The following is a 22777-nucleotide window of genomic DNA, read 5'->3' on the forward strand; positions in this document are numbered from 1 at the left end:
CCACAAAATCATTATTTTTCCTTACTATTTTCAGTCTCCCTTCGCCCAAATTCGCCATAATTATCTACAGTAAAAGAGTGTTGTTATATTCGGTTACGTGAATTTTTATACGCTCAGTATCCTTTTTAGCCTGACTCGTTTTATTATAAGAAATTAGGGAAAAACAATAAGTTCACTTCGGTTTTGCCGCTGTTCCTCAACGGAAAAGTCGACTGCAAATGAATAATTTGTGCGCTAATGAAAGCTGCGGGAGAAAACATGATGGACGATCTGGAGCCGAATTTGCTGTTTCGCTACATGGGGACTCACAGCCCGTGGTGGCGCTTGTCAGCTGACAGCAACGCTCTGCACCTTTCCACCAGCGAAAATGCCAATGTCACGCAGGTCGTGGCGCTGGACGATGAACAGGCCGATCTCATCCGTCATTTAAACGTTATCACCTCCAGCATTTCAATGTCGCTCTCCCTCTACGGTGAAGATGTTCCGGTTCATCTTGTGGGCCGTAAAATTACCCGTAATGAGTGGGCCGGAACCGCTTCTGCCTGGAACGATACCCCCTCCGTGGCACGCGATCTGGCTCAGGGGCTCTCTTTCGCGGAACAGGTTGTCTCAGAGGCTAACTCCGTCATTGTTATTCTCGATCGGCACGGCAATATCCAGCGTTTTAATCGGCTTAGCGAAGAGTACACCGGCCTGAAAGAACATGAAGTCATTGGCCAGAACGTCTTTAAGCTGTTTATGAGCCGCAGCGAAGCGGCAGCTTCAAAGCGCAATATTACCGGTTTTTTTCGCAACGGCAGCTCCTACGAAGTCGAACGCTGGATCAAAACGCGTAAAGGGCAACGGCTGTTTCTGTTCAGAAACAAATTCGTTCACAGCGGCAGCGGTAAAAATGAAATTTTCCTTATCTGTTCCGGGACCGATATTACCGAGGAGCGCCGCGCTCAGGAGCGGCTGCGCGTGCTGGCCAATACCGATACCATCACCGGCTTGCCAAATCGCAATGCGATCCACGACCTGATTTCTGACGCCATCGCCAACCGTGGGGACACGCAGGTGGGCGTGGTGTATCTCGATCTGGATAATTTTAAAAAGGTCAACGACGCTTACGGGCATATGTTTGGCGATCAGCTGTTACAGGCCGTTGCCCTCGCCATTTTGAGCTGTCTGGATGAGGAACAGGTGCTGGCGCGACTTGGCGGTGATGAGTTTATCGTCATGGCCACCAATACCTCTCAGGGCTCTCTGGAGGCGATGGCATCGCGCATTTTAACCCGTCTGCGCCAACCGTTCCGCATCGGGCTGATTGAGATTTATACCGGTTGCTCCCTGGGCATCGCCCTCGCCCCTCAGCATGGCAACGACCGGGAAAGCGTCATTCGTAACGCCGATACCGCCATGTACACCGCCAAAGAGAACGGCCGGGGCAAGTTCTGCGTCTTCTCGCCCGAGATGAACCAGCGCGTGTTTGAGTATCTCTGGCTGGATACCAACCTGCGTAAGGCGCTGGATAACGATCAGCTCCTGATTCACTACCAGCCGAAAATCACCTGGCGCGGGGAAGTCAGAAGCCTTGAAGCGCTGGTCCGCTGGCAATCACCAGAACGGGGTTTGATCCCGCCGCTGGAGTTTATCTCTTATGCCGAGGAGTCGGGGTTGATTGTGCCGCTGGGCCGCTGGGTGATGCTCGATGTGGTTCGCCAGGTGGCGAAATGGCGTGATAAGGGAATAAACCTGCGCGTGGCGGTGAACGTCTCTGCCCGCCAGCTGGCCGACCAGACTATTTTCAGTGACTTAAAGCAGGCGCTGAAGGATCTGAATTTTGAATACTGCCCTGTCGATGTCGAATTAACCGAAAGCTGTCTTATCGAGAACGAAGAGCTGGCGCTGTCCGTGATCCAGCAGTTCAGCCGACTCGGGGCGCAAATTCATCTGGATGATTTTGGCACCGGCTACTCTTCCCTTTCTCAACTGGCCCGCTTCCCTATCGATGCCATTAAACTCGATCAATCGTTTGTCAGGGATATTCATAAGCAGTCCATCTCCCAGTCTCTGGTGCGCGCTATCGTCGCGGTGGCGCAGGCGTTAAATCTGCAGGTGATTGCCGAAGGTGTGGAAAGCGCAAAAGAAGACGCCTTTCTCACCAAGAACGGCGTCAACGAACGGCAGGGTTTTCTGTTTGCTAAGCCGATGCCCGCTGCCGCATTCGAGCGATGGCTAAAACGATATCAAGCGCGAAATCAACGTTAACTGGCTTTACGCAACCCCGCCGCGTGATGGCGGTTTTGCAGCGTGACCAGACGCTCCATGTAGGCGATATCTTTCGGTTCGAGGCAGAAAGCGGCATCAACCCAGTCTTCCGTGATATCCATCAGTTCACTGCGGGGCAATTGCAGAACGCGCGTGCGGGCGCGCAGCATCGCCCTTACGCCATTCAGTTTTGGCCGCAGCGTATCGATGAAGGTTCGGGTGGAGACATAGCTTTGTCCGGGCTCAAACAGGACATCCACCAGCCCGTGCTGTTCATACCATTCAGCCGTATGGGATTCCCCTTTATAGATGAGTTCCTCCGCCAGCTTCATGCCAGAACGGCGTGCAACCAGGGAATATCCCCCCATACCCGGAAACAGGTTGAAGGCAATCTCCGGAAAACCCAGACGGGCATCGCGCTGAGCCAGGACGAAATGGTGCGCCAGAGCGGCCTCAAACCCGCCCCCTAACGCACTGCCTTCGACCATCGCCAGTGAGATGGCCCCGGTATCAAACCCCCGTGAGGCCGCATGGACGCAATCAACGCAGGCGCGAGCGTACGCCCGTAACGCCTCCCGACGTCCGTTCTGAATGCACTCGACGAAGAACTGTAAATCACCGCCCACATTGTACATATCGGGAACCAGCGAACCGGTTACCCAAAAATCAACCGCAAAGCCAGACTGGCGAACCAGCCATGAGAAGTTCATGATCTCCTCAATTAACGCATGGTTAAAACAAGGCCGTGGCTGGGCCCGCAACATCATCCAGACGGTGTGACGCTCCGCTTCGTAATACCCTGACAGCTGCGTGAACCGTTCAGTATCGGTAAACAGTGTGCAGGTAGGCTGATTGATAACTGTCATAGTCTAATTCCTCTTATAAAAAAGCGCCTTGCGCGCCGTTTTAGACTAATCCACTCAATAAGCCCACTGCATGAGGGGGAATAAATTTATCACTTACGTTTATGTAATTTAGTTATTGCATTTTTTCCCTTCTCTTTTGATCCTAATTTCTGCATCATTGAAAATATTAACTTTTCGCGCCTGGGGTGAGATTATGTCTACTATTGACGCACAAGCTGTAGCACAACGAATTGATACCGTGCTGGATATCCTGGTGGCGGGCGATTATCACTCTGCTATCCGTAATCTCGAGATCCTGAAGTCTGAACTTCTTGCTCAGAATGGTGCTGACAACGCGCCTGAAAACAGACAGCCAAAAGCGCCGTGGGAAGTTTAACCCCACCGTCTCCGACCTCGTTTCGCTTTATTAAATGGATGCTATGAATTCCCGACAACAACTCATTTTGCAGATGGTCATCGATCAGGGACGCGTAAGCGTAGTCGATCTCGCTAAAACCACCGGCGTGTCTGAAGTCACAATCCGTCAGGATCTTAATCTGCTGGAAAAACAGAGCTACCTGCGTCGCGCGCACGGATATGCTGTCCCGCTGGACAGTGATGACGTTGAGACGCGCATGATGAATAACTACGCGCTCAAACGTGAACTGGCGGAATTTGCCGCGTCCCTGGTGAACAACGGCGAGACCGTTTTTATTGAAAACGGCAGCAGTAATGCCCTTCTGGCACGCACGCTTGCCGATCAAAAGGACGTTACTATCATCACCGTCAGCAGCTATATCGCGCATTTGCTCAAAGAGACGCGCTGCGAGGTGATTCTTCTCGGGGGTATTTACCAGAAAAAAAGCGAAAGCATGGTAGGCCCGCTGACCCGTCAGTATGTCCAGCAGGTTCATTTCAGCAAGGCCTTTATCGGGATTGACGGCTGGCAACCGGAGACAGGTTTTACCGGTCGGGATATGATGCGCTCTGACGTTGTGAATGCTGTGCTGGAAAAAGAGTGTGAAGCCATTGTGCTCACCGACAGCTCTAAATTTGGCGCCGTTCACCCTTATACGATGGGCCCCGCTTCACGCTTTAGCCGCGTGATTACCGACGAAAGATTGAGCGACGCGCACCGTAATAAACTGGAAGATGACGGACTGATCGTCAATATTATTAAAACGACCGCCTGAGTTCCCTCCGCGCCCGAATTTCGGGCGCATACGCCCTTCTTTCTCTGAGATGATTCTTAACCCTGCTTTAAGAGTTTTTACCTGTTTAACCCGCCTTAAAGTCGTAAAATTAATGTTAGCGATATAACAGGAAGTGACTATCACCTGCGTGATTACGTAACGCCTGCGCGACCAGCTTTCACGGAGAACAGAATTAAGTATTCGATTCGTCTATACTTAACGTGTACATCTTTCCGTGAATCGATAATTCAGGAGAAAGTATTATGACCTTAACCAGCAAAAAATTAGCCGCCGCTGTTCTGGCAATCACTGTAGCAATGTCCCTGAGCGCATGCTCTAACTGGTCTAAACGTGACCGTAACACCGCTATTGGTGCCGGTGCCGGTGCTCTCGGTGGTGCAGTATTAACGGATGGTAGTACGCTGGGTACATTAGGTGGCGCTGCTGTCGGTGGTATTATCGGTCACCAGGTTGGCAAATAATTATTATCTAAGCCTTCCTCGATATTGCGATATTTAAACGCATTTCAGGTCTGACATACGCACGTATATAACACGAGCCACGGCATCTGCCGTGGCTCATTTATTTTAGCCACCTGCCAGTTTGACTTTCAGGCCTTTGGCTTCCAGCAGCGATTTTATTAAATCGCGTTTATCGCCCTGGATTTCAATAATGCCATCTTTCACGGCACCGCCGCAGCCACATTTCTTTTTCAGCTCGGCCGCCAGCGTTGTCAGTTCAGCATCATCCAGGTCAATGCCGGAGATCAGGCAAACGCCTTTCCCTTTTCGTCCGCTGGTCTGGCGCTGGATCCGAACGATGCCGTCCCCCTTAGGACGTTCCACTTTCGCTTTCGGTTCGTCTATACGCCCACTCTCGGTTGAATAGACCAGACGACTGTTGGAATCGGTCATTACGCCCCCTTTTTCAGCGATGCGTTGATAGCCTTAAGCGTCTCAGCAGGGTTTGCAGACTGCGTCACCGGACGCCCGATGACCATATAGTCAACGCCCGCCGCCAGCGCCTGCTCAGGCGTCATAATGCGGCGCTGATCGCCCACGTCGCTGCCTGCAGGGCGGATCCCCGGCGTGACCAGTTTAAAATCCCGGCCCAGCGCTGATTTGAAACGAACCGCTTCCTGCGCGGAGCAGACGACGCCATCCAGGCCACACTGCTGCGTCAGACGCGCGAGACGTTCGGCATGTTCCGCAGGTGACAACGTCACGCCAAGGTCGCGTAAATCACTTTCGTCCATACTGGTCAGCACGGTGACTGCGATCAACAGCGGCGCATCTTTACCGAACGGCAGGAGCGCCTCACGAGCGGCGGTCATCATTCTTGCCCCACCCGACGCATGGACGTTGACCATCCATACGCCCAGCTCTGCGGCTGCGGCAACGGCGTGGGCCGTAGTATTCGGAATATCATGGAATTTGAGGTCGAGGAAAACGTCAAAGCCGCGCTGTTGCAGATCGCGAACGATTTGCGGTCCAAACAGCGTGAACATCTCTTTGCCAACTTTCAAACGGCAGTCGCGAGGGTCGATACCGTCGACAAACGCCAGTGCGGCGTCACGCTTATTGTAATCAAGCGCAACAACAACAGGAGAATCCGTAATTGCGCGGGAAGTGGAGGATGTAACAGACGTCATGACCAGCCCTTTTCGTCTATGGGCGCGCAGCGGCGCGGAACAGATAAACGGCCAGCATTCTACCTGCCGACGCCGCAAATTGACAGGATCCATTTACGCGCCTGCCAGGCCGGCAAACCGCACGGAGTAAAGGATACGGTAAAAACCATCAGTATGTTGTAACTAAAATGGGGCGTTTTAAAAAATTACTGCCCGTCCAGGCCACGAATTGGCTTGATGGTGGACCAGGCGCGGCAGGAAGGACAGTGCCAGTAGAGCGTATACGCGGTAAAACCACACTTCTGGCAACGATAGCGCGGCTTGCTGCGCACCTGCTCGCCAACCATGTCGCGCAGGACCATCAGGCTCTCTTTGGCGCGCCCTTCTTCAGCATCGTTCAGGTGGTAATCCATCAGCTTATGGAACACCCTCATGGTCGGATGACGCTGCAGCTGGCGCGTAATATACACCTGCGCGGTGTCGCTTCCCTCATACTGCTCAACAACGTCTGAGAGCATCAGTTCAGCGGTGGCGCCGGTATTTTCTTCCACGCAGCGACGCAGGAATGCTACCCACTCTTCCTGCTTGTCCAGCTGTTGATAGCAGGTTTGCAGCATTTCCAGCGTTTCACTGACCAGCTCTTTATCCTGGTCGATAACCCGCAGCAGGCTTTCAACGGCTTTGGCATAGTCGCCATTCGCCATAAAGACGCGCCCCATCATGATGGAGATTCGCGCGCTGTTGCGGTCCGCGGCGGCGCCTTTCTTCAGCAGAGCCATGGCTTTATCCATGTCGTCGTTACCCATCTGCTGAAGCGCAAGCTCACAGTAGAAATGGGCTATCTCAACGCGCTGCTTATCTTTACCCAGCTTCACCAGACGTTCAGCCGTATCAATGGCTTTTTGCCAGTCGCTGGTGGCCTGATAAATCTGCAGGAGCTGCTGCAGCGCGCCGATGCGGAAATCTGTTTCATCCACCAGCTGCGCGAACATATCTTCTGCGCGATCGTACAACCCCGCGGCCATGTAATCACGCCCCAGCTGTTGCACCGCAAGGAGACGTTGATCATAGGTCAGCGAGGCGCTTTCCATCAGGGTCTGGTGAATACGAATGGCGCGATCGACCTCGCCGCGCGAGCGGAACAGGTTACCCAGGGTGAGATGCGCTTCAACCGTCCCTGTATCCTCTTTCAGCATATCGAGGAACAGGTCTACCGCTTTGTCCTGCTGATTACTCAGGAGGAAGTTCACCCCCGCAACGTAGTCGCGGGAGAGCCGGTTGGCCTCATCCTGTTTTGTTTGTTGCGCACTTCTGCGGCCCATATACCAGCCATAGGCTGCGGCTACAGGCAAAAGCAGAAACAACAACTCCAGCATAGTCGATTATTCCTTCACGACCGGCACACCAGAGCTTTCCGGGATGTCAGACGCAGGGGCAATGTTATTTTCGAGTCGCTTAATTTTACGTTCAGCGCGCGCAAGAGAAACACGGACTTTCAACCAGAACAGACCGCAAACCAGCCAGCCAATGGCAAAACCAGCAGCAAATAAGACCGCCAGCAGGCTCGAGACGCGATACTCACCCTGAGCCAGCAGATAGTTAAACGTCACCTGCTGATCGTTTTGTGCACCCAACGTGACTGAAATGACAAAAATCGCCAATACCAGTAAGAAAATGAGTAAATATTTCACATTACTTCCCGTTATGTGGTTCAAGCGAATAAAGTGTGTTCAACTCACCGCAATCAGCCTTATAAACTACCATTTTAGCGACGGGCGCGAAACGGAAAAAGTGACGCGCCAGTCATGTATCTATGGGCATAATACGGTTTATCAACCGTCAGGCGTCCGTTTGGTCCCTTTCGGCTATTTCTTCTTTCTCTTCTGGCGGTGGTGTAAGCGGGCCGCAGAATCGTTCAGCGAGCCAGGTCGCCAGCGTCACCAGCAGCCATGAGATCAGCGTGGCAACGACCAGGTCCCGCGGCCAGTGCATCCCCAGCAGTAAGCGGCTGCCCATAACCCCTGTCGCCCAGACCAGTAAAATCACAAGCGTGACCGTTCGACGCCTTGGCCACAGCAGCCCCACCCCCAGTAACGCCCAGCTGGCCGCAAACATGGTGTGACCGGAAGGAAACGCGAATCCCGTCTCTTTCTCCCAGTGTTTACGCAAGAATTTCGGGATATCCTGCTGTTCCGCAAGCTGTTCTTTCACCAGCGTCCCGCGATCTTTACGCTTTAAATTGTAGAACTCATCCACCGGAACATGATGCGTTTTTTCCAGCCAGACGACAAAAGGACGCGGTTCCTGAACGCGATCTTTTACCCAGGACTTCACGCCCTGACCAACAAGGATAGCGCCTCCGAGGATCGCAAAAAGCATCAGCGCCGCACGCAAACGAAAGCGCAGGCACCACAGAAACCAGGCGCAGAGAAGGACATGGGTAATAATTCCCCACGGCTGGGTGACCGTTTCCGTTATCCAGTATAACGTTTTCAGCCACGTGGCATTCTGCCCCGGCTGCCACATCCAGCCTGAGAGCCATACGGCCAGGGGCATAATCAGTAAAATGGCCGCGCCTGCTGCCGTACGTCTGGCGATTGAAAGCATGTCTTCTCCTTTTTCGCTAAGCCTCACAATCATAACTGAAATTCATTCGATGGGTGGATATGTCGGATCGTGCGTTTAACGTTCATATAGCATGGTGCCTATTAGGCGAACCTGCTGAGCTTGTGGCAAAATGAACTGATACAGAAAGCAAAACAGGGCAAAGGCACGAAACGTGTCAGCCTACTCTGGAGAATCACATGCAGCTTAAACGTGTGGCAGAAGCCAAACTGCCAACCCCATGGGGCGATTTCCTGATGGTGGGTTTTGAAGAACTGGCAACCGGACAGGATCATGTCGCGCTGGTGTATGGCGATATTTCAGGGCAGACGCCGGTGCTGTCTCGCGTCCATTCAGAGTGTCTTACCGGCGACGCGCTGTTCAGCCTGCGCTGTGATTGTGGTTTCCAGCTGGAAGCCGCCCTGTCTCATATTGCAGAAGAAGGCCGCGGCGTGCTGCTTTATCACCGTCAGGAAGGTCGTAATATTGGTCTGCTGAATAAAATCCGCGCTTACGCGCTTCAGGACCAGGGCTACGATACGGTGGAAGCAAACCATCAGCTCGGCTTTGCCGCTGACGAGCGCGACTTCACCTTGTGCGCCGATATGTTCAAGCTGCTGGGCGTGGACGAAGTTCGTCTGCTGACCAATAACCCGAAAAAAGTGGAGATCCTGACCGAAGCGGGGATCAACATCGTCGAGCGTGTACCGCTGATTGTCGGCCGTAACCCGAAAAACGCCCACTACCTGGATACTAAAGCTGCCAAAATGGGCCATCTGCTGAAAGAGTGATATAAAAAGCCCGGCACGCGTGCCGGGCTCGTTCATCAATCCAGCATCTTACGAATCACATAATGTAAAATGCCGTCGTTCTGGTAGTAGGTCAGTTCGGTTGCCGTATCAATACGGCATCGGCAATCCAGCACCTCGGTTTTGCCGTCTGCCCGCGTTAACGTTACCGGCACCGTTTTACCCGGCTGCAGGTTTTGCAGGCCGCTAATGTCAATCTGCTCTTCCCCGGTCAGGCCCAGCGTTTTACGCGTCACACCCTGCGGGAACTCAAGCGGCAGGATCCCCATACCAATCAGATTCGAGCGGTGAATACGTTCGAACGATTCGGCGATGACCACGCGAACGCCAAGCAGACGCGGACCTTTCGCCGCCCAGTCGCGGCTGGAGCCGGAACCGTACTCTTTCCCGGCAATCACCGCCAGCGGCGTACCTGCCTGTTGATATTTGACCGCCGCATCATAAATCGACACCACTTCCGTCCCCGGCAGATAGCGCGTCATGCCCCCTTCCACGCCCGGTACCATTTCGTTACGAATGCGGATGTTGGCAAACGTCCCGCGCATCATGACTTCATGATTCCCGCGGCGCGATCCGTAGGAGTTAAAATCACGACGTTCGACGCCCCGGCTTTGCAGATAACGACCCGCCGGGCTATCGGCTTTGATACTCCCCGCCGGAGAGATGTGGTCAGTTGTGACAGAATCCCCCAGCATCGCCAGGATACGCGCGCCGTGGATATCCTTAAGCGGCGCCGGCTCGGCCAGCATCTCATCAAAGAACGGCGACAGACGAATATAGGTCGAGTCATCCTGCCAGTCATAGGTATCAGAGCCAATGACGTTGATGGCTTTCCATTCCGGCGTGCCTTCAAAGACCTCCGCATACTCTTTGCGGAACATCTCGGTTGAGACCTTTTCAACGGCCAGCGCGATTTCACGCGAAGATGGCCAGATATCTTTCAGATAGACAGGGTCATTCTTGCGATCGTGGCCAATCGGATCGGTCACCAGGTTGATATTCATGTTCCCTGCCAGGGCATAAGCGACCACCAGCGGCGGTGAGGCCAGCCAGTTGGTTTTTACCAGCGGGTGAATACGCCCTTCAAAGTTTCGGTTGCCGGACAGGACCGCGCCTACCGTCAGGTCACCCTGCTTAATCGCCGTTTCAATGGGTTCAGGCAGTGGACCAGAGTTACCAATACAGGTCGTACAGCCGTAGCCCACGAGGTTAAAGCCCAGCTCGTCAAGGTACGGCGTCAGTTTGGCCTGCGCCAGGTAATCCGACACCACTTTGGATCCCGGGGCCAGCGAGGCCTTGACCCATGGCTGAGGTTTTAGCCCAAGCTCTACCGCCTTTTTAGCCAGCAGACCGGCTGCCATCAATACGCTGGGGTTGGACGTGTTGGTGCAGGAGGTAATGGCGGCAATCACCACCGCACCATCCGGAAGCTGATACTGATGTCCGTTCAGAACATAGTCGACGGGACGATGGTCCTTCTGCGCCACGTTTACTTCCAGCGCATTGCTGGCGGCAAAGGCTTTTGGCACGTCACTCAGCGCAACCCTGTCCTGCGGGCGTTTCGGCCCTGCGAGGCTCGCTTCGACGCTTCCCATATCGAGTTCAAGCGTGCTGGTGAAAACAGGCTCATCGCCCGGATTGCGCCACATGCCCTGCGCTTTGGTGTACGCTTCCACCAGCGCGACCTGCTCTTCGCTACGTCCGCTAAGACGCATGTATTCCAGCGTCACATCATCAATAGGGAAAAAGCCGCAGGTTGCACCGTATTCCGGCGCCATATTGGCAATGGTGGCGCGGTCGGCCAGCGGCAGTGAATCCAGTCCGTCACCGTAGAATTCGACAAACTTGCCTACCACACCATGCTTACGCAGCATCTGGGTGACGGTAAGCACCAGATCGGTGGCGGTAATGCCTTCAGACAGCCTGCCGGTGAGCTTGAAGCCCACCACATCCGGGATAAGCATGGACACCGGCTGGCCGAGCATGGCCGCTTCCGCTTCGATACCCCCGACGCCCCAGCCCAACACACCCAGACCGTTGATCATGGTGGTATGGGAGTCCGTACCCACCAGCGTGTCCGGATAGGCGACCCACTCTTTATCCTGCAATTCGCTCCAGACGGCTTTACCCAGATATTCAAGGTTAACCTGGTGACAAATACCGGTACCTGGCGGGACCACGCTAAACCGGCTGAACGCCTGCTGCCCCCACTTCAGGAACACGTAGCGCTCGTGGTTACGCTCCATCTCCAGACGCACGTTCTCGCCAAAGGCGTCGTCATCACCAAAGCGATCGACGGTTACGGAGTGGTCAATGACGAGGTCAACAGGGGAAAGCGGATTCACTTTTGCCGTATCTCCGCCCAGACGCTTAACGGCCTCGCGCATCGCGGCCAAATCAACGACGGCAGGAACGCCGGTAAAGTCCTGCATCAGCACCCTTGCCGGGCGGTAGGCGATTTCTCTGTCGGCATGGGCTTTTTCAAGCCACCCTGCCAGCGCCTGGATATCATCGAGGGTGACAGAGTCACCGTCCTGCCAGCGCAATAGATTTTCCAGTAAAACTTTCAATGACTTGGGTAAACGCGAAATGTCCCCAAGCGTTCTGGCAGCCAGCGGCAGGCTGTAGTAATGCCAGGTTTTGTTTTCTGCCTGTAATGTGTCCTTACTGGCTTCGCGTAGGGTTAACGACATAAGCTCCTCCTTAATCACAGAGATGCCCTGACAATCATCAGGGCCGTAATTAAAGATAACACAAAGATGTCGTAACGTTTTGATAACAACCCAAATTGATAAATTTAGGATTGGTCCAGAACAGGAAAACAAAAAACCCCGCCGTAGCGAGGTTTTACAATTTAGTGGAGGGCCAACCAGATGAGCTGACTCCAGAACAGAATCGACACGGTAAAAACGCCGATCCATGACCAGTATTTGTGAGACGTCATGTTATTCATCATAGGGACACCAGGCATTATTTATAAAACGTTCCGAGGTTTGACCTCAGTGCTATATTGCTGATGTGTATTTATTAAAGAGTACAAAAGTGCAGAGTCGATATTCAGACTATTTGCATCATTACGCAATTAACTAAATTATTGTTTTTTGGGTTCGTCTTCTGCGAACACATCAATAAACGCTTGCTGCTGCGGCGTCAGTTTCCAGGACGCGGGTACAACAGTCGCAGGTGCTTTACGCCCTCTGTGGCCATTGTCACGATGCTGACACATCTGTTTTACCGAAGCTGTACGTACCGTCACTGCCATATTTAACCCCAATATTTCCAGGCCAGGAGAGCAACCACCACCCAAAACAGGGTAGAGACGAGAAAGACCGCCAGCCAGGCTTTACGCTTGAGCGCAGGATCCCTTTGCGGTTCTTCACTTCCTGAAGGCATTGCTAACCTCATACAATCGACATCGCTTATCATTTAGGACCAAACAATTGGTACAATTAATCATCTGTTGAGATAAATCCTAAAGAAACTTTAGCCGAAAAGCCAGTGAATTTACGCACTAGGAGGTATGAAATATTCAATCTTTTGACCAGAAATAAATAATTGAAAAGAAAAATTTGCGAAGGCGTAAATTAGTTTCTACTTTTGTCGCCAATTCACGACATTATAACCTTACGGATTAAATGGATAATGACATTGTATGACAGGGGATACGTAGATGATGATAATTCTAATTTAGCTTTGAGGCGTTATTTCGGTATCTTTCCCTGAGGGAAAGATACCGGGTGTGATTATTTTTCGGGGAGTTTGATGTCTTTAAACATCTCTTCAATATCTTCATTTGAGCGTAATGCAACGGCGGTATCAACCACATCACGCGTTAAATGAGGGGCAAAGCGCTGAATAAAATCATACATATAGCTGCGCAGGAAGGTGCTGCGACGGAATCCAATCTTTGTAGTGCTATGACTGAAAACATCGTGCGCATCAAGACGCACCAGGTCAGGGTCTGACACCGGATCCACCGCCATGCTGGCAATGACGCCCACCCCCAGACCAAGCCGCACATAGGTCTTAATCACGTCTGCATCCGTCGCGGTAAAGACAATGCGCGGCGTTAGCCCTGCCCGGTTAAAGGCCGTATCAAGCTCGGAGCGACCGGTAAAGCCAAACGTATACGTCACCAATGGATACTGCGCCAGCTCTTCGATAGAGACCGAGCCTTTACCCGCCAGGGGGTGATCCGGGGTCACCACGATAGAACGGTTCCAATGATAGCATGGAAGCATGACCAGATCGTCATAGAGGTGAAGCGCTTCGGTGGCGATGGCAAAGTCTGCATTACCCTTGGAAACGGCTTCTGCAATTTGCGTTGGCGAGCCCTGGTGCATATGCAAAGAGACGCGGGGATAACGCTCGATAAAGCCTTTGATGACACCGGGAAGCGCATAGCGCGCCTGGGTATGTGTCGTGGCAATATACAGCGAACCTTTATCCGGCCAGGTGTGTTCCCCTGCCACTGACTTAATCGCATCGACTTTAGAGAGGACTTCCCGCGCAATGCGGATGATTTCCTGACCCGCAGGCGTCACTTGAGTGAGATGCTTACCGCTGCGGGCAAATATCTGGATACCTAACTCATCCTCCAGCATACGAACTTGTTTGCTGATGCCCGGTTGCGAGGTATACAACCCCTCGGCGGTAGAAGAGACGTTAAGGTTATGATTCACCACCTCAACGATATAACGAAGCTGCTGTAATTTCATGCCAGACCATCCGATTTAGCGCATGCGGTCAATCGCTTAAGACGATTTAATAATAAGAAACAGGTTAACTATAACCACTATATCATTTATAGCCTGACTGTATAGTACGGAACAAAAAATAATAACAAGGCAATAAAAAAGGGCCGGAAATCCGGCCCTTTTAAAGGTAAGTTACGGTAAGGGAAGATTATTTCTTGCCTTCAACCCATTTGCCATCGACAAAGAAAGCTGACCATCCGGTCGCTTTACCCTCTTTCTCGGCCGCAACATACTGCTGCTTGGTTTTACGGCTAAACCGTACCACGGTTTTGTTGCCTTCCGGATCCTGCTGTGGCGCATCGGCCAGATAACGCAGTTTCTCAGGCAGACGATCGCGGAAGCGATGCAGCTCTTCCACCAGCGGCGCGCGCGTTTCACGCGATTTCGGGAAGGTGTTGGCGGCCAGGAAGACACCCGCAGCGCCGTCACGCAGCACAAAGTACGCGTCAGATTTCTCGCACGGCAGTTCTGGCAGCGGAACCGGATCTTCCTTCGGCGGAGCCACTTCACCATTACGCAGAATTTTACGCGTGTTTTTACACTCGTCGTTGGTACAGGCCATGTACTTACCGAAACGCCCCATTTTCAGGTGCATTTCAGAGCCACACTTCTCGCACTCTACAATCGGGCCGTCATAGCCTTTAATGCGGAACTCGCCCTCTTCGATCTCATACCCGTCACACGTTGGGTTATTACCGCAGACGTGCAGCTTACGTTTTGGATCGATCAGGTAGCTGTCCATTGCCGTGCCGCATTTTTTGCAGCGGCGTTTGGCACGCAGAGCGTTAGTTTCCGCATCGTCACCTTCCAGCACGTTGAGAACTTCGTTCTCAGGCACCAGGTTGATGGTGGTTTTGCAGCGCTCTTTTGGCGACAGCGCGTAGCCGGAGCAGCCAAGGAACACGCCCGTCGTGGCAGTACGGATCCCCATCTTGCGACCACAGGTTGGGCAGTCGATGCTGGTCAGAACCATCTGGTTAGGCAGCATGCCACCCTCTTCAGGATCCTTCTCCGCTTTCTCAAGCTGGTCGGTAAAGTCGCTGAAGAAGCTGTCGAGGACCTTTTTCCATTCCGCCTGATGGCTGGCAACCTGGTCGAGGCTGTCTTCCATTTGCGCGGTAAAATCGTAGTTCATCAACTCGCGGAAGTTAGCTTCGAGACGATCGGTGACGATCTCACCCATTTTTTCCGCATAGAAACGACGGTTTTCAGCGCGTACGTAACCACGGTCCTGAATCGTAGAGATGATGGACGCATAGGTCGACGGACGGCCAATACCGCGTTTTTCCAGCTCTTTCACCAGGGACGCTTCACTGAAGCGCGCAGGCGGCTTGGTGAAGTGCTGGGCTGGCACGAGATCAACCAGCGAGAGCTCATCCCCTTTGTTCACTGCCGGCAGCGTTCGGTCTTCATCACCTTTACGCAGCGCAGGCATCACTTTCGTCCAGCCGTCGAAACGCAGGATACGGCCACGCGCTTTGAGACGGAAATCACCCGCACCAACGGTCAGCGTGGTGGAGTCATACTGTGCCGGGGTCATCTGGCACGCCACGAACTGGCGCCAGATCAGCTGATACAGCTTCTGCGCGTCGGCTTCCATGTCTTTCAGTGATTCCGCTAACACAGAGACATCAGAAGGACGAATCGCTTCGTGTGCTTCCTGAGAGTTCTCTTTGCTGGCGAACTGGTTAGCGCTTTCCGGCAGGTATTTCTTACCGAAGTTGTCGCTGATGTAGCCGCGCACCATGTTGACCGCGTCCTGGCTCAGGTTGGTTGAGTCGGTACGCATGTAGGTGATGTAGCCCGCTTCATACAGGCGCTGAGCCATCATCATGGTCTTCTTCACGCCGTAACCCAGACGCGTGCTTGCAGCCTGTTGCAGCGTTGAGGTAATAAACGGCGCACCCGGCTTGCTGCTGGTCGGTTTGTCTTCACGTTCCAGCACCTGGTAGCGTGCTTTTTCCAGCAGCGCTACGGCGGCCATGGTCTGGTCGCGGTTTTCTGGACGGAAAGGCTTATCGTTCTGATGGCTGACCTGCAGCGGCAGAGCGTCACCGCCCGGCGTGGTCACATTGGCGTCAACTTCCCAGAACTCTTCCGGCACGAAGGCTTTAATCTCGCGCTCACGCTCAACGACCAGACGCACGGCGACGGATTGCACACGCCCTGCTGACAGGCCACGGGCAATCTTCTTCCACAGCAGTGGAGAAACCATGTAGCCCACAACGCGGTCCATAAAGCGACGTGCCTGCTGTGCGTTTACACGGTCAATATTCAGTTCGCCCGGCTTCTCAAACGCCTGACGAATCGCATTCTTCGTAATTTCGTTAAACACTACACGACTGTAGCGTTTGTCATCACCACCAATCACTTCCCGCAGGTGCCACGCAATGGCTTCCCCTTCGCGGTCAAGGTCGGTTGCGAGATAGATGTGGTCTGCTTTTTCAGCCAGCTGCTTCAGCTCGTTAACGACTTTTTCTTTCCCGGGCAGCACTTCATATTGTGCGTCCCAGTTATGCCATGGGTTAACACCCATGCGGTTGACAAGCGCGCTACGTTCATCCTTTTTAGGCTTTTTAGCCCCTTTGGTGGAGGTAGAGTCTGCGCTCTTTTTGCTGGCTGAGCCACTGGTCGGCAAATCGCGGATATGACCCACGCTGGACTTAACCACGTAGTCATTACCCAGATACTTATTGATCGTTTTGGCTTTTGCCGGGGACTCAACGATGACGAGAGCTTTACCCATATTCACCTTTACCTAATTTAATTCTTCCAGGAATACGCCGCACGTTGATTTCCCTTCCGCTGACGACGAGCCCATGATATTGCGACTGCGTCAGGAGATATCAACCCCTTTGTCTTACCGGGCGTTAAAGAAAAGACGCCCAGGTGATTGAGTTCTCGGGTATTTTTCTCACATCTCGTGTAATTCGTGACGAATTCCCGGTTGAATGTCAAGCAATTCTGTTGCCAGAATGACGAAAGCGCACACTCTACCTGATAAAATTCGTTACGCAACTTTATTAGCATGCAAAAGCAAATCCCGCCAGCCAGGCTCCTCTACCTTATCCCCTCACATTACAGGGAAAATTTGCCCCCAAAGCGCCCTCGGCGTAGACTATTGTCACTGTTTAAGGAGTGGATTATGCAGAATACGACCCAACCTATTGACCGAGCCTCTCTGCTTATCGAAGCAAACAAGCTTATCCGTGACCACGAAGATACGCTGGCGGGTATTGAAGCCACCGGCGTAGAGCAGCGTAATGGCGTGCTGATTTTCAGCGGCGAATACTTCCTTGACGAACAGGGGTTGCCGACCCCGAAAAGCACCGCCGTGTTTAACATGTTTAAATACCTGGCGCATACGCTTTCCGAGAAATATCACCTGGTCGATTAACGCAAAACGCGAGGCATGTGCCTCGCGTTTTTGTTTACAGCAGCGGCTTTTGTCCGCGCTGTAGCCAGCGCAGCAGCAGGCGGTCCGCGCTTTCTGCCGCACTGTTGGTAAAGCGGTCAAGAAGTCGCTTACGCTGGGTAAAGCGCACGCCCACCAGTTCCCGGCCCTCCATCAGGTTGAGCAGCAGATCGTCGCTGGTTCCGACTTCATCCACCAGCCCTTTCTCCTGCGCCTGGACGCCGTACCAGTGCTCGCCTGTCGCAACTTGTTCAATATCGAGCGTCGGGCGCATACGATGCACAAAGTCTTTAAAGAGGTGATGCGTTTCGTTGAGATCTTCACGGAACTTTTGACGCCCTTCTTCCGTATTTTCCCCCAGCAGCGTCAGGGTACGTTTATACTGACCCGCCGTGTGAAGTTCGATATCAATCTCTTTATTTTTCAGGAAGCGGTTAAAGTTCGGAATTTGCGCAACCACGCCGATCGAGCCAATGATAGAGAACGGTGCGGCCACAATTTTGTCCGCCACGCAGGCCATCATGTAGCCTCCGCTGGCCGCCACTTTATCCACGGCCACGGTCAGCGGGATCTGTTTTTCACGCAGGCGCTGCAGCTGTGAGGCGGCCAGTCCGTAACCGTGAACCACCCCGCCCGGGCTTTCAAGACGCACGACAACCTGATCCTGCGGTGTCGCCACGGCCAGAACGGCAGTCACTTCCTCCCGCAGAGAGGAAACCTCATGCGCATCCATACTGCCTTTAAAATCGAGCACATAGACACGCGGCGTGGCCTTATCCTGCGGCGCATTGAGCTTCGCTTTTGCCTTTGCCGCTTTGGCTTCCTGTTTATGCTTTTTCTTCTGCGCTTTCAGCCAGAGTTTCTGTTGATGACTATCAAGCAGCGCCAGAGACATCTCTTCCTGCATCTCTTTATACTGCTCACTCAGGCGGGTGATGCGTAACTCCCCTCGCTGACGCTTGCGCTGCGTCAGGTTGACAATCAGAACGGCAACCACCGCAATGGCAATCACCACCGTCGCGATTTTGGCCAAAAACAACCCATATTGAGAAAGTAATTCCACGCGTTCCACCTTGATTTAACCACGAATCTTTCACGGCAGTGTACATCAGCCCTGCCCATGCGTCTCGCTCGTGACATTACCTCTGCGAGCCGCCTTCAGGAATCCCCGCACTGGCGTTTAAATATTTGCAAATTGTTAATTTTACAGTAATGCGTCCTGTAGACTGATTGAATTATTAGGCTAATTCGGGCATAAAGCCGAAAAGTCATCATAAAGGCGCCATTGCATCGCCGGTCGCCTGAGGAGTCACCGTGCATTATCAACCGCAAAAAAATCTGCTGCAAAACCGGATTATTCTTGTCACCGGTGCCAGCGACGGGATTGGCCGCGAGGCGGCCCTGACCTACGCCGATTACGGCGCGAACGTCATTCTGATCGGGCGCAACGAAGAAAAACTGAAAAACGTCGCTCAGGAGATTGAGGCTGTATGTGGCACACCGGCCCCGTGGTATACACTCGATTTACTGACCTGTACGCCCGAAGTATGCCAGGAATTAGCCCGGCGCATCAGCGCCCACTATCCGAGACTCGACGGCGTACTGCATAACGCCGGTTTGTTAGGCGAAGTGCGTCCGATGGATGAACAGGATCCTGATATCTGGCAGCAGGTGATGCAGGTCAACGTCAACGGGACGTTTTTCCTGACCCAGGCACTGCTTCCTTTATTACTCAAATCGGATTCAGGTTCACTGGTGTTCACCTCCTCCAGCGTTGGCCGTGAGGGACGCGCAAACTGGGGAGCCTATGCCGTATCAAAATTCGCGACCGAAGGCATGATGCAGGTGCTGGCGGAGGAGTACCAGAGCCGCCATCTGCGCGTAAACTGCATTAACCCGGGCGGTACGCGCACCAAAATGCGCGCCAGTGCGTTCCCGAGCGAAGATCCGCAGAAGCTGAAAACCCCGGCAGACATTATGCCGCTCTATCTCTGGCTGATGGGCGACGACAGCCGCCGCAAAACCGGGATGACCTTTGACGCCCAGCCAGGCCGTAAACCAGGAATTTCGCAATGAGTGAAGAACGTCATCAGCAGCGCCAGCAGCGTCTGAAAGAACAGGTCGATGCGCGCGTCGCGGCGGCACAGGACGAGCGTGGGATCGTCATTGTCTTTACCGGCAATGGCAAGGGGAAAACCACCGCCGCATTCGGTACGGCGACACGCGCCGTTGGACACGGGCAAAAAGTGGGCGTGATCCAGTTTATTAAAGGCACATGGCCCAACGGCGAGCGGAATTTGCTGGAGCCTCACGGCGTCGAGTTTCAGGTAATGGCAACCGGGTTTACGTGGAATACCCAGAACCGGGAAACGGATACCGCCGCCTGTCTCGCCGTCTGGGAGCATGCAAAGAGAATGCTGGCCGATCCCTCGCTGAATATGGTTCTGCTGGATGAGATAACCTATATGGTCGCCTACGACTACCTGCCGCTGGAAGCCGTACTGGATGCTCTGAAGAACCGTCCTGTACACCAGACGGTTATCGTCACGGGGCGCGGATGTCATCGGGATATTCTGGAGATGGCCGATACCGTCAGCGAGCTGCGTCCGGTCAAACATGCGTTTGATGCGGGCATCAAAGCGCAAATTGGCGTTGATTACTAAAGAAAAAAGCCCGGTGCGTTCACCGGGCTTTTACATTAACCGTTGTTATTACGGCTGCCGGAGCGGCGACTGCTGCTCACCTGGCTGTGGCGCTTCACCGCGCGACGGATCTGATTCGCCTTCATGCGACGACGATCTTTTTCCACCGCCACTTTTGAGGTGGTTTCCGGCGTCAGGCCGACCAGCTCGCGCAGGTAGTTGGTTTGGGTCAGATCCAGTTCGGTATAACCACCGCGTGGCAGACCTTTCGGCAGCAGGATATCGCCGTAACGGACACGGATAAGACGGCTAACCTGTACGCCTACCGCTTCCCAGAGACGACGCACCTCACGGTTGCGGCCTTCGGTCAGGGTCACGTTGTACCACTGGTTGATGCCTTCCCCACCGGTAAATTTGATGGTTTTGAACGCCGCAGGACCGTCTTCCAGCTGAACGCCACGCGACAGATCGCGCAGTTTATTCTCATCAACCTGGCCAAATACGCGCACCGCGTATTCACGTTCTACTTCACGGCTTGGGTGCATCAGACGGTTTGCCAGTTCACCATCGGTGGTAAACAGCAGCAGACCGCAGGTGTTCACGTCCAGACGACCAACGGCAATCCAGCGAGCGCCGCGCAGTTTAGGCAGACGGTCAAACACCGTCGGACGACCTTCCGGGTCGTTGCGGGTGCACAGCTCGCCTTCCGGCTTGTAGTAAGCCAGCACGCGACAGATTTGTTCAGCGGACTCTTTCACGGAGATAAGATGACCGTCGATGCGGATCTTCAGCCCCGGTACGATTTCAACGCGGTCACCCAGCGTGGCGATTTTACCGTCCACACTCACGCGACCCGCTTCAATAATGGCTTCGATTTCACGGCGTGAGCCGTGGCCGGCACGCGCCAGCACTTTCTGTAACTTCTCGCTCATTGAGCTTCCTCAGGTGTCGCCTTCACAGGCGTCGAATCAGGTCAAAAGAGGGCTGAGCCCTGCTTTGATGGCCGCGTAGTATATCTGCTTATACCTTTACAAGAAAGGCTTTACATCACCCACGCCTTCACGAATCACTTCCGGTGCATCTTCGGTTAAGTCGACCACGGTGGTCGGCTGCTGGCCGAGATAGCCGCCGTGAATAATCAGCTCGACCACCTTCTCCAGACGATCTTTGATCTCTTCCGGATCGGACTCGGTAAATTCACTTCCCGGCAGCATCAGCGAGGTAGACAGCATCGGTTCGCCGAGGGTTTCCAGCAGCGCCTGCGCAATCGGGTTCGACGGCACGCGCATGCCGATAGTCTTACGCTTTTCCTGCAGCAGGCGGCGCGGCACCTCTTTCGTCCCTTTCAGGATGAAGGTGTAGTTGCCCGGCGTGTTGTTCTTAATCAGGCGAAACGCCACGTTATCGACATACGCATAGGTCGACAGCTCAGAGAGATCGCGGCACATCAGGGTAAAGTTATGGCCGTCCGGCAACTGGCGAATACGACAAATGCGTTCCATCGCCCCTTTATCTTCAATTTTGCAGCCCAGCGCGTAGCCTGAATCGGTCGGGTAGACAATCACGCCGCCTTTGCGGACGATCTCCACGGCCTGGTTGATCAGACGTGGCTGCGGGTTATCCGGATGGATATAGAAAAACTGACTCATACTTCCCTCTCTTCAATTTGCTGCGGCTGTTCCCAGAGCTGCCAGACCGGCTCAACGCCAGCGGGCAGCCAGAGCTTGCGCCCCAGTTCAATCCAGGCGCAGGGCTGATGGAAATCAGACCCCTGTGACCCAAGCAGGCCGAACTGGCGGGCATAGGTCGCGAGCTGCGCGCGCTCGTTGGGCGCCTGCTGACACTGGGCGACTTCCATCGCCTCGCCACCGCATTCGGCAAAGTGCGCCAGCAGTCTTTTCAGCCATTTAGCAGAAAGATTATACCGCCCCGGATGGGCCAGCACGGCCTTACCGCCAGAATGATGAATCACATCAATAGCTTGTTTTATTGTACACCACTGTGGCGGAACGTATCCGGTTTTCCCGCGTGCCAGATACTTTTTAAAAACATCCGCCATGGTCGTCGCTTTGCCTGCTACTACCAGAAAACGGGCGAAATGACCGCGGGTGACTGCCCCGCCGTTCGCCAGCTTTTGCGCACCTTCCAGCGCACCCGGAATATGCGCCTTTTCCAGACGCTCGCCGATCATCTCTGCGCGCTGGTTGCGGCGCGTTTTTTGTTCTTGCAAAAAGGCAATAAGTGCCGGATGGTCTATATCGATGTTCAGGCCAACGATATGAATCTCATGGTTTTCCCAGACGGTCGAAATCTCAACGCCGGACACCAGATTCAGCGCCAGCCCGCTGCGGGCGATCTCAGCACGCGCCGCCGGAATGGCATCTGTCGTATCGTGATCGGTTATCGCCAGCGTACCGACGCGCATTTCAACGGCACGATGAACCAGGGCTTCGGGTGTCAGCAGGCCATCAGAGGCCTGAGTATGGCTGTGTAAATCATAAATAATGGCGTAGGTGGTATCGCTCAAAGCACTTCCCATAACAGGTTGGAGACATCCGAAAACCCCATGATACCGACTTCACGCGAAATTCTGAAATCAAGGGTTGACAACACGCCATCGAACTAGTTAACT

The 22777-nt window shown here is 53.6% G+C and carries 24 protein-coding genes; 8 read left to right on the top strand and 16 right to left on the bottom strand.

Features of this window, described 5'->3' with window-relative positions:
• Nucleotides 1-258 precede the first annotated feature (258 nt).
• Nucleotides 259-2250 (top strand): cyclic di-GMP phosphodiesterase, encoded by a 1992-nt coding sequence (gene pdeR, locus AC4IC4_RS12765; RefSeq protein ID WP_491471262.1) that lies wholly within the window; start codon nt 259-261, stop codon nt 2248-2250.
• Here pdeR and AC4IC4_RS12770 read toward each other — a convergent pair.
• Nucleotides 2247-3116: a crotonase/enoyl-CoA hydratase family protein gene (locus AC4IC4_RS12770; protein ID WP_032647560.1), complete on the bottom strand. Its 870-nt coding sequence runs from the start codon at nt 3114-3116 to the stop codon at nt 2247-2249. The genes pdeR and AC4IC4_RS12770 overlap by 4 nt on opposite strands.
• Nucleotides 3117-3309: 193 nt before the next feature.
• On the opposite strand from AC4IC4_RS12770, the gene AC4IC4_RS12775 reads away from it, so the two are divergent.
• The 3 genes from AC4IC4_RS12775 to osmB all read left to right on the top strand — a co-directional run bounded on the left by AC4IC4_RS12775 (nt 3310) and on the right by osmB (nt 4770).
• Nucleotides 3310-3492: a YciZ family protein gene (locus tag AC4IC4_RS12775; RefSeq protein WP_024907126.1), complete on the top strand. Its 183-nt coding sequence runs from the start codon at nt 3310-3312 to the stop codon at nt 3490-3492.
• A gap of 43 nt (nt 3493-3535) precedes the next feature.
• On the top strand, nt 3536-4288 hold the full coding sequence (gene yciT / locus AC4IC4_RS12780; RefSeq protein WP_048991911.1) for a DNA-binding transcriptional regulator YciT: 753 nt from the start codon (nt 3536-3538) through the stop codon (nt 4286-4288).
• 263 nt (nt 4289-4551) lie between these two features.
• On the top strand, nt 4552-4770 hold the full coding sequence (gene osmB, locus AC4IC4_RS12785) for an osmotically-inducible lipoprotein OsmB (RefSeq protein ID WP_008501216.1): 219 nt from the start codon (nt 4552-4554) through the stop codon (nt 4768-4770).
• 105 nt (nt 4771-4875) lie between these two features.
• Here osmB and yciH read toward each other — a convergent pair whose 3' ends face one another.
• From yciH to pgpB, 5 genes are all read right to left on the bottom strand, one after another.
• Nucleotides 4876-5202 carry a stress response translation initiation inhibitor YciH gene (yciH, locus tag AC4IC4_RS12790; protein WP_032647566.1) on the bottom strand — a complete coding sequence of 109 codons (327 nt, stop codon included), beginning with the start codon at nt 5200-5202 and terminating at the stop codon, nt 4876-4878.
• Nucleotides 5202-5939, bottom strand: a complete 738-nt coding sequence (pyrF, locus tag AC4IC4_RS12795) for an orotidine-5'-phosphate decarboxylase (RefSeq protein ID WP_148769839.1) — start codon at nt 5937-5939, stop codon at nt 5202-5204. The genes yciH and pyrF overlap by 1 nt, the downstream gene beginning before the upstream one ends.
• A 185-nt stretch (nt 5940-6124) precedes the next feature.
• On the bottom strand, nt 6125-7294 hold the full coding sequence (gene lapB / locus AC4IC4_RS12800; protein WP_023335944.1) for a lipopolysaccharide assembly protein LapB: 1170 nt from the start codon (nt 7292-7294) through the stop codon (nt 6125-6127).
• 6 nt (nt 7295-7300) lie between these two features.
• Nucleotides 7301-7609: a LapA family protein gene (locus AC4IC4_RS12805; RefSeq protein WP_023312067.1), complete on the bottom strand. Its 309-nt coding sequence runs from the start codon at nt 7607-7609 to the stop codon at nt 7301-7303.
• Between the two features lie 148 nt (nt 7610-7757).
• Complete coding sequence (pgpB, locus tag AC4IC4_RS12810; RefSeq protein ID WP_491471263.1) at nt 7758-8525, bottom strand: phosphatidylglycerophosphatase B; 768 nt, start codon at nt 8523-8525, stop codon at nt 7758-7760.
• Between the two features lie 197 nt (nt 8526-8722).
• On the opposite strand from pgpB, the gene ribA reads away from it, so the two are divergent.
• Complete coding sequence (ribA, locus tag AC4IC4_RS12815) at nt 8723-9313, top strand: GTP cyclohydrolase II (RefSeq protein ID WP_008501210.1); 591 nt, start codon at nt 8723-8725, stop codon at nt 9311-9313.
• A gap of 35 nt (nt 9314-9348) precedes the next feature.
• Here ribA and acnA read toward each other — a convergent pair whose 3' ends face one another.
• From acnA to topA, 6 genes are all read right to left on the bottom strand, one after another.
• Nucleotides 9349-12024: an aconitate hydratase AcnA gene (gene acnA, locus AC4IC4_RS12820; protein WP_157189308.1), complete on the bottom strand. Its 2676-nt coding sequence runs from the start codon at nt 12022-12024 to the stop codon at nt 9349-9351.
• Between the two features lie 161 nt (nt 12025-12185).
• On the bottom strand, nt 12186-12284 hold the full coding sequence (gene ymiC, locus AC4IC4_RS12825) for a small membrane protein YmiC (RefSeq protein WP_032623144.1): 99 nt from the start codon (nt 12282-12284) through the stop codon (nt 12186-12188).
• 138 nt (nt 12285-12422) lie between these two features.
• Nucleotides 12423-12593 (bottom strand): YciX family protein, encoded by a 171-nt coding sequence (locus tag AC4IC4_RS12830; RefSeq protein WP_021240301.1) that lies wholly within the window; start codon nt 12591-12593, stop codon nt 12423-12425.
• A 2-nt stretch (nt 12594-12595) separates the two neighbouring features.
• Nucleotides 12596-12736 (bottom strand): YmiA family putative membrane protein, encoded by a 141-nt coding sequence (locus AC4IC4_RS12835; protein ID WP_213327741.1) that lies wholly within the window; start codon nt 12734-12736, stop codon nt 12596-12598.
• Nucleotides 12737-13074: 338 nt separating this feature from the next.
• Nucleotides 13075-14049, bottom strand: coding sequence for an HTH-type transcriptional regulator CysB (gene cysB, locus AC4IC4_RS12840; RefSeq protein WP_024907120.1), 975 nt, complete (start codon nt 14047-14049; stop codon nt 13075-13077).
• 187 nt (nt 14050-14236) lie between these two features.
• Nucleotides 14237-16834: a type I DNA topoisomerase gene (gene topA / locus AC4IC4_RS12845; RefSeq protein ID WP_024907119.1), complete on the bottom strand. Its 2598-nt coding sequence runs from the start codon at nt 16832-16834 to the stop codon at nt 14237-14239.
• A 399-nt stretch (nt 16835-17233) separates the two neighbouring features.
• Between topA and AC4IC4_RS12850 the strand changes: the two genes are divergently transcribed.
• Complete coding sequence (locus AC4IC4_RS12850; protein ID WP_023312072.1) at nt 17234-17485, top strand: YciN family protein; 252 nt, start codon at nt 17234-17236, stop codon at nt 17483-17485.
• A gap of 34 nt (nt 17486-17519) precedes the next feature.
• Here the strand turns inward: AC4IC4_RS12850 and sohB are convergent, their stop codons facing one another.
• Nucleotides 17520-18566, bottom strand: coding sequence for a protease SohB (sohB, locus tag AC4IC4_RS12855; protein ID WP_032647576.1), 1047 nt, complete (start codon nt 18564-18566; stop codon nt 17520-17522).
• Between the two features lie 251 nt (nt 18567-18817).
• On the opposite strand from sohB, the gene AC4IC4_RS12860 reads away from it, so the two are divergent.
• Together AC4IC4_RS12860 and cobO are read left to right on the top strand one after the other, a co-directional pair.
• Nucleotides 18818-19579, top strand: coding sequence for a YciK family oxidoreductase (locus AC4IC4_RS12860; RefSeq protein WP_024907117.1), 762 nt, complete (start codon nt 18818-18820; stop codon nt 19577-19579).
• Complete coding sequence (gene cobO, locus AC4IC4_RS12865) at nt 19576-20166, top strand: cob(I)yrinic acid a,c-diamide adenosyltransferase (protein ID WP_024907116.1); 591 nt, start codon at nt 19576-19578, stop codon at nt 20164-20166. The genes AC4IC4_RS12860 and cobO overlap by 4 nt, the downstream gene beginning before the upstream one ends.
• A 35-nt stretch (nt 20167-20201) precedes the next feature.
• On the opposite strand, the gene rluB is transcribed toward cobO, so the two are convergent.
• From rluB to rnm, 3 genes are all read right to left on the bottom strand, one after another.
• On the bottom strand, nt 20202-21077 hold the full coding sequence (gene rluB, locus AC4IC4_RS12870; RefSeq protein ID WP_023312076.1) for a 23S rRNA pseudouridine(2605) synthase RluB: 876 nt from the start codon (nt 21075-21077) through the stop codon (nt 20202-20204).
• 96 nt (nt 21078-21173) lie between these two features.
• Nucleotides 21174-21794, bottom strand: coding sequence for an L-threonylcarbamoyladenylate synthase (locus AC4IC4_RS12875; protein ID WP_003856793.1), 621 nt, complete (start codon nt 21792-21794; stop codon nt 21174-21176).
• Nucleotides 21791-22672: an RNase RNM gene (gene rnm, locus AC4IC4_RS12880; protein ID WP_491471264.1), complete on the bottom strand. Its 882-nt coding sequence runs from the start codon at nt 22670-22672 to the stop codon at nt 21791-21793. Before rnm ends, AC4IC4_RS12875 begins: the two co-directional genes overlap by 4 nt.
• Nucleotides 22673-22777 lie beyond the last annotated feature (105 nt).

Source organism: Enterobacter sp. Taxon_2, assembly GCF_058355295.1.

Coding starts and splice junctions, on each gene's coding strand:
- pdeR (WP_491471262.1), top strand. CDS start 259: ATGATGGACGATCTGGAGCCGAATTTGCTGTTTCGCTACATGGGGACT.
- AC4IC4_RS12770 (WP_032647560.1), bottom strand. CDS start 3,116: ATGACAGTTATCAATCAGCCTACCTGCACACTGTTTACCGATACTGAA.
- AC4IC4_RS12775 (WP_024907126.1), top strand. CDS start 3,310: ATGTCTACTATTGACGCACAAGCTGTAGCACAACGAATTGATACCGTG.
- yciT (WP_048991911.1), top strand. CDS start 3,536: ATGAATTCCCGACAACAACTCATTTTGCAGATGGTCATCGATCAGGGA.
- osmB (WP_008501216.1), top strand. CDS start 4,552: ATGACCTTAACCAGCAAAAAATTAGCCGCCGCTGTTCTGGCAATCACT.
- yciH (WP_032647566.1), bottom strand. CDS start 5,202: ATGACCGATTCCAACAGTCGTCTGGTCTATTCAACCGAGAGTGGGCGT.
- pyrF (WP_148769839.1), bottom strand. CDS start 5,939: ATGACGTCTGTTACATCCTCCACTTCCCGCGCAATTACGGATTCTCCT.
- lapB (WP_023335944.1), bottom strand. CDS start 7,294: ATGCTGGAGTTGTTGTTTCTGCTTTTGCCTGTAGCCGCAGCCTATGGC.
- pgpB (WP_491471263.1), bottom strand. CDS start 8,525: ATGCTTTCAATCGCCAGACGTACGGCAGCAGGCGCGGCCATTTTACTG.
- ribA (WP_008501210.1), top strand. CDS start 8,723: ATGCAGCTTAAACGTGTGGCAGAAGCCAAACTGCCAACCCCATGGGGC.
- acnA (WP_157189308.1), bottom strand. CDS start 12,024: ATGTCGTTAACCCTACGCGAAGCCAGTAAGGACACATTACAGGCAGAA.
- ymiC (WP_032623144.1), bottom strand. CDS start 12,284: ATGAATAACATGACGTCTCACAAATACTGGTCATGGATCGGCGTTTTT.
- AC4IC4_RS12830 (WP_021240301.1), bottom strand. CDS start 12,593: ATGGCAGTGACGGTACGTACAGCTTCGGTAAAACAGATGTGTCAGCAT.
- AC4IC4_RS12835 (WP_213327741.1), bottom strand. CDS start 12,736: ATGAGGTTAGCAATGCCTTCAGGAAGTGAAGAACCGCAAAGGGATCCT.
- cysB (WP_024907120.1), bottom strand. CDS start 14,049: ATGAAATTACAGCAGCTTCGTTATATCGTTGAGGTGGTGAATCATAAC.
- topA (WP_024907119.1), bottom strand. CDS start 16,834: ATGGGTAAAGCTCTCGTCATCGTTGAGTCCCCGGCAAAAGCCAAAACG.
- AC4IC4_RS12850 (WP_023312072.1), top strand. CDS start 17,234: ATGCAGAATACGACCCAACCTATTGACCGAGCCTCTCTGCTTATCGAA.
- cobO (WP_024907116.1), top strand. CDS start 19,576: ATGAGTGAAGAACGTCATCAGCAGCGCCAGCAGCGTCTGAAAGAACAG.
- rluB (WP_023312076.1), bottom strand. CDS start 21,077: ATGAGCGAGAAGTTACAGAAAGTGCTGGCGCGTGCCGGCCACGGCTCA.
- AC4IC4_RS12875 (WP_003856793.1), bottom strand. CDS start 21,794: ATGAGTCAGTTTTTCTATATCCATCCGGATAACCCGCAGCCACGTCTG.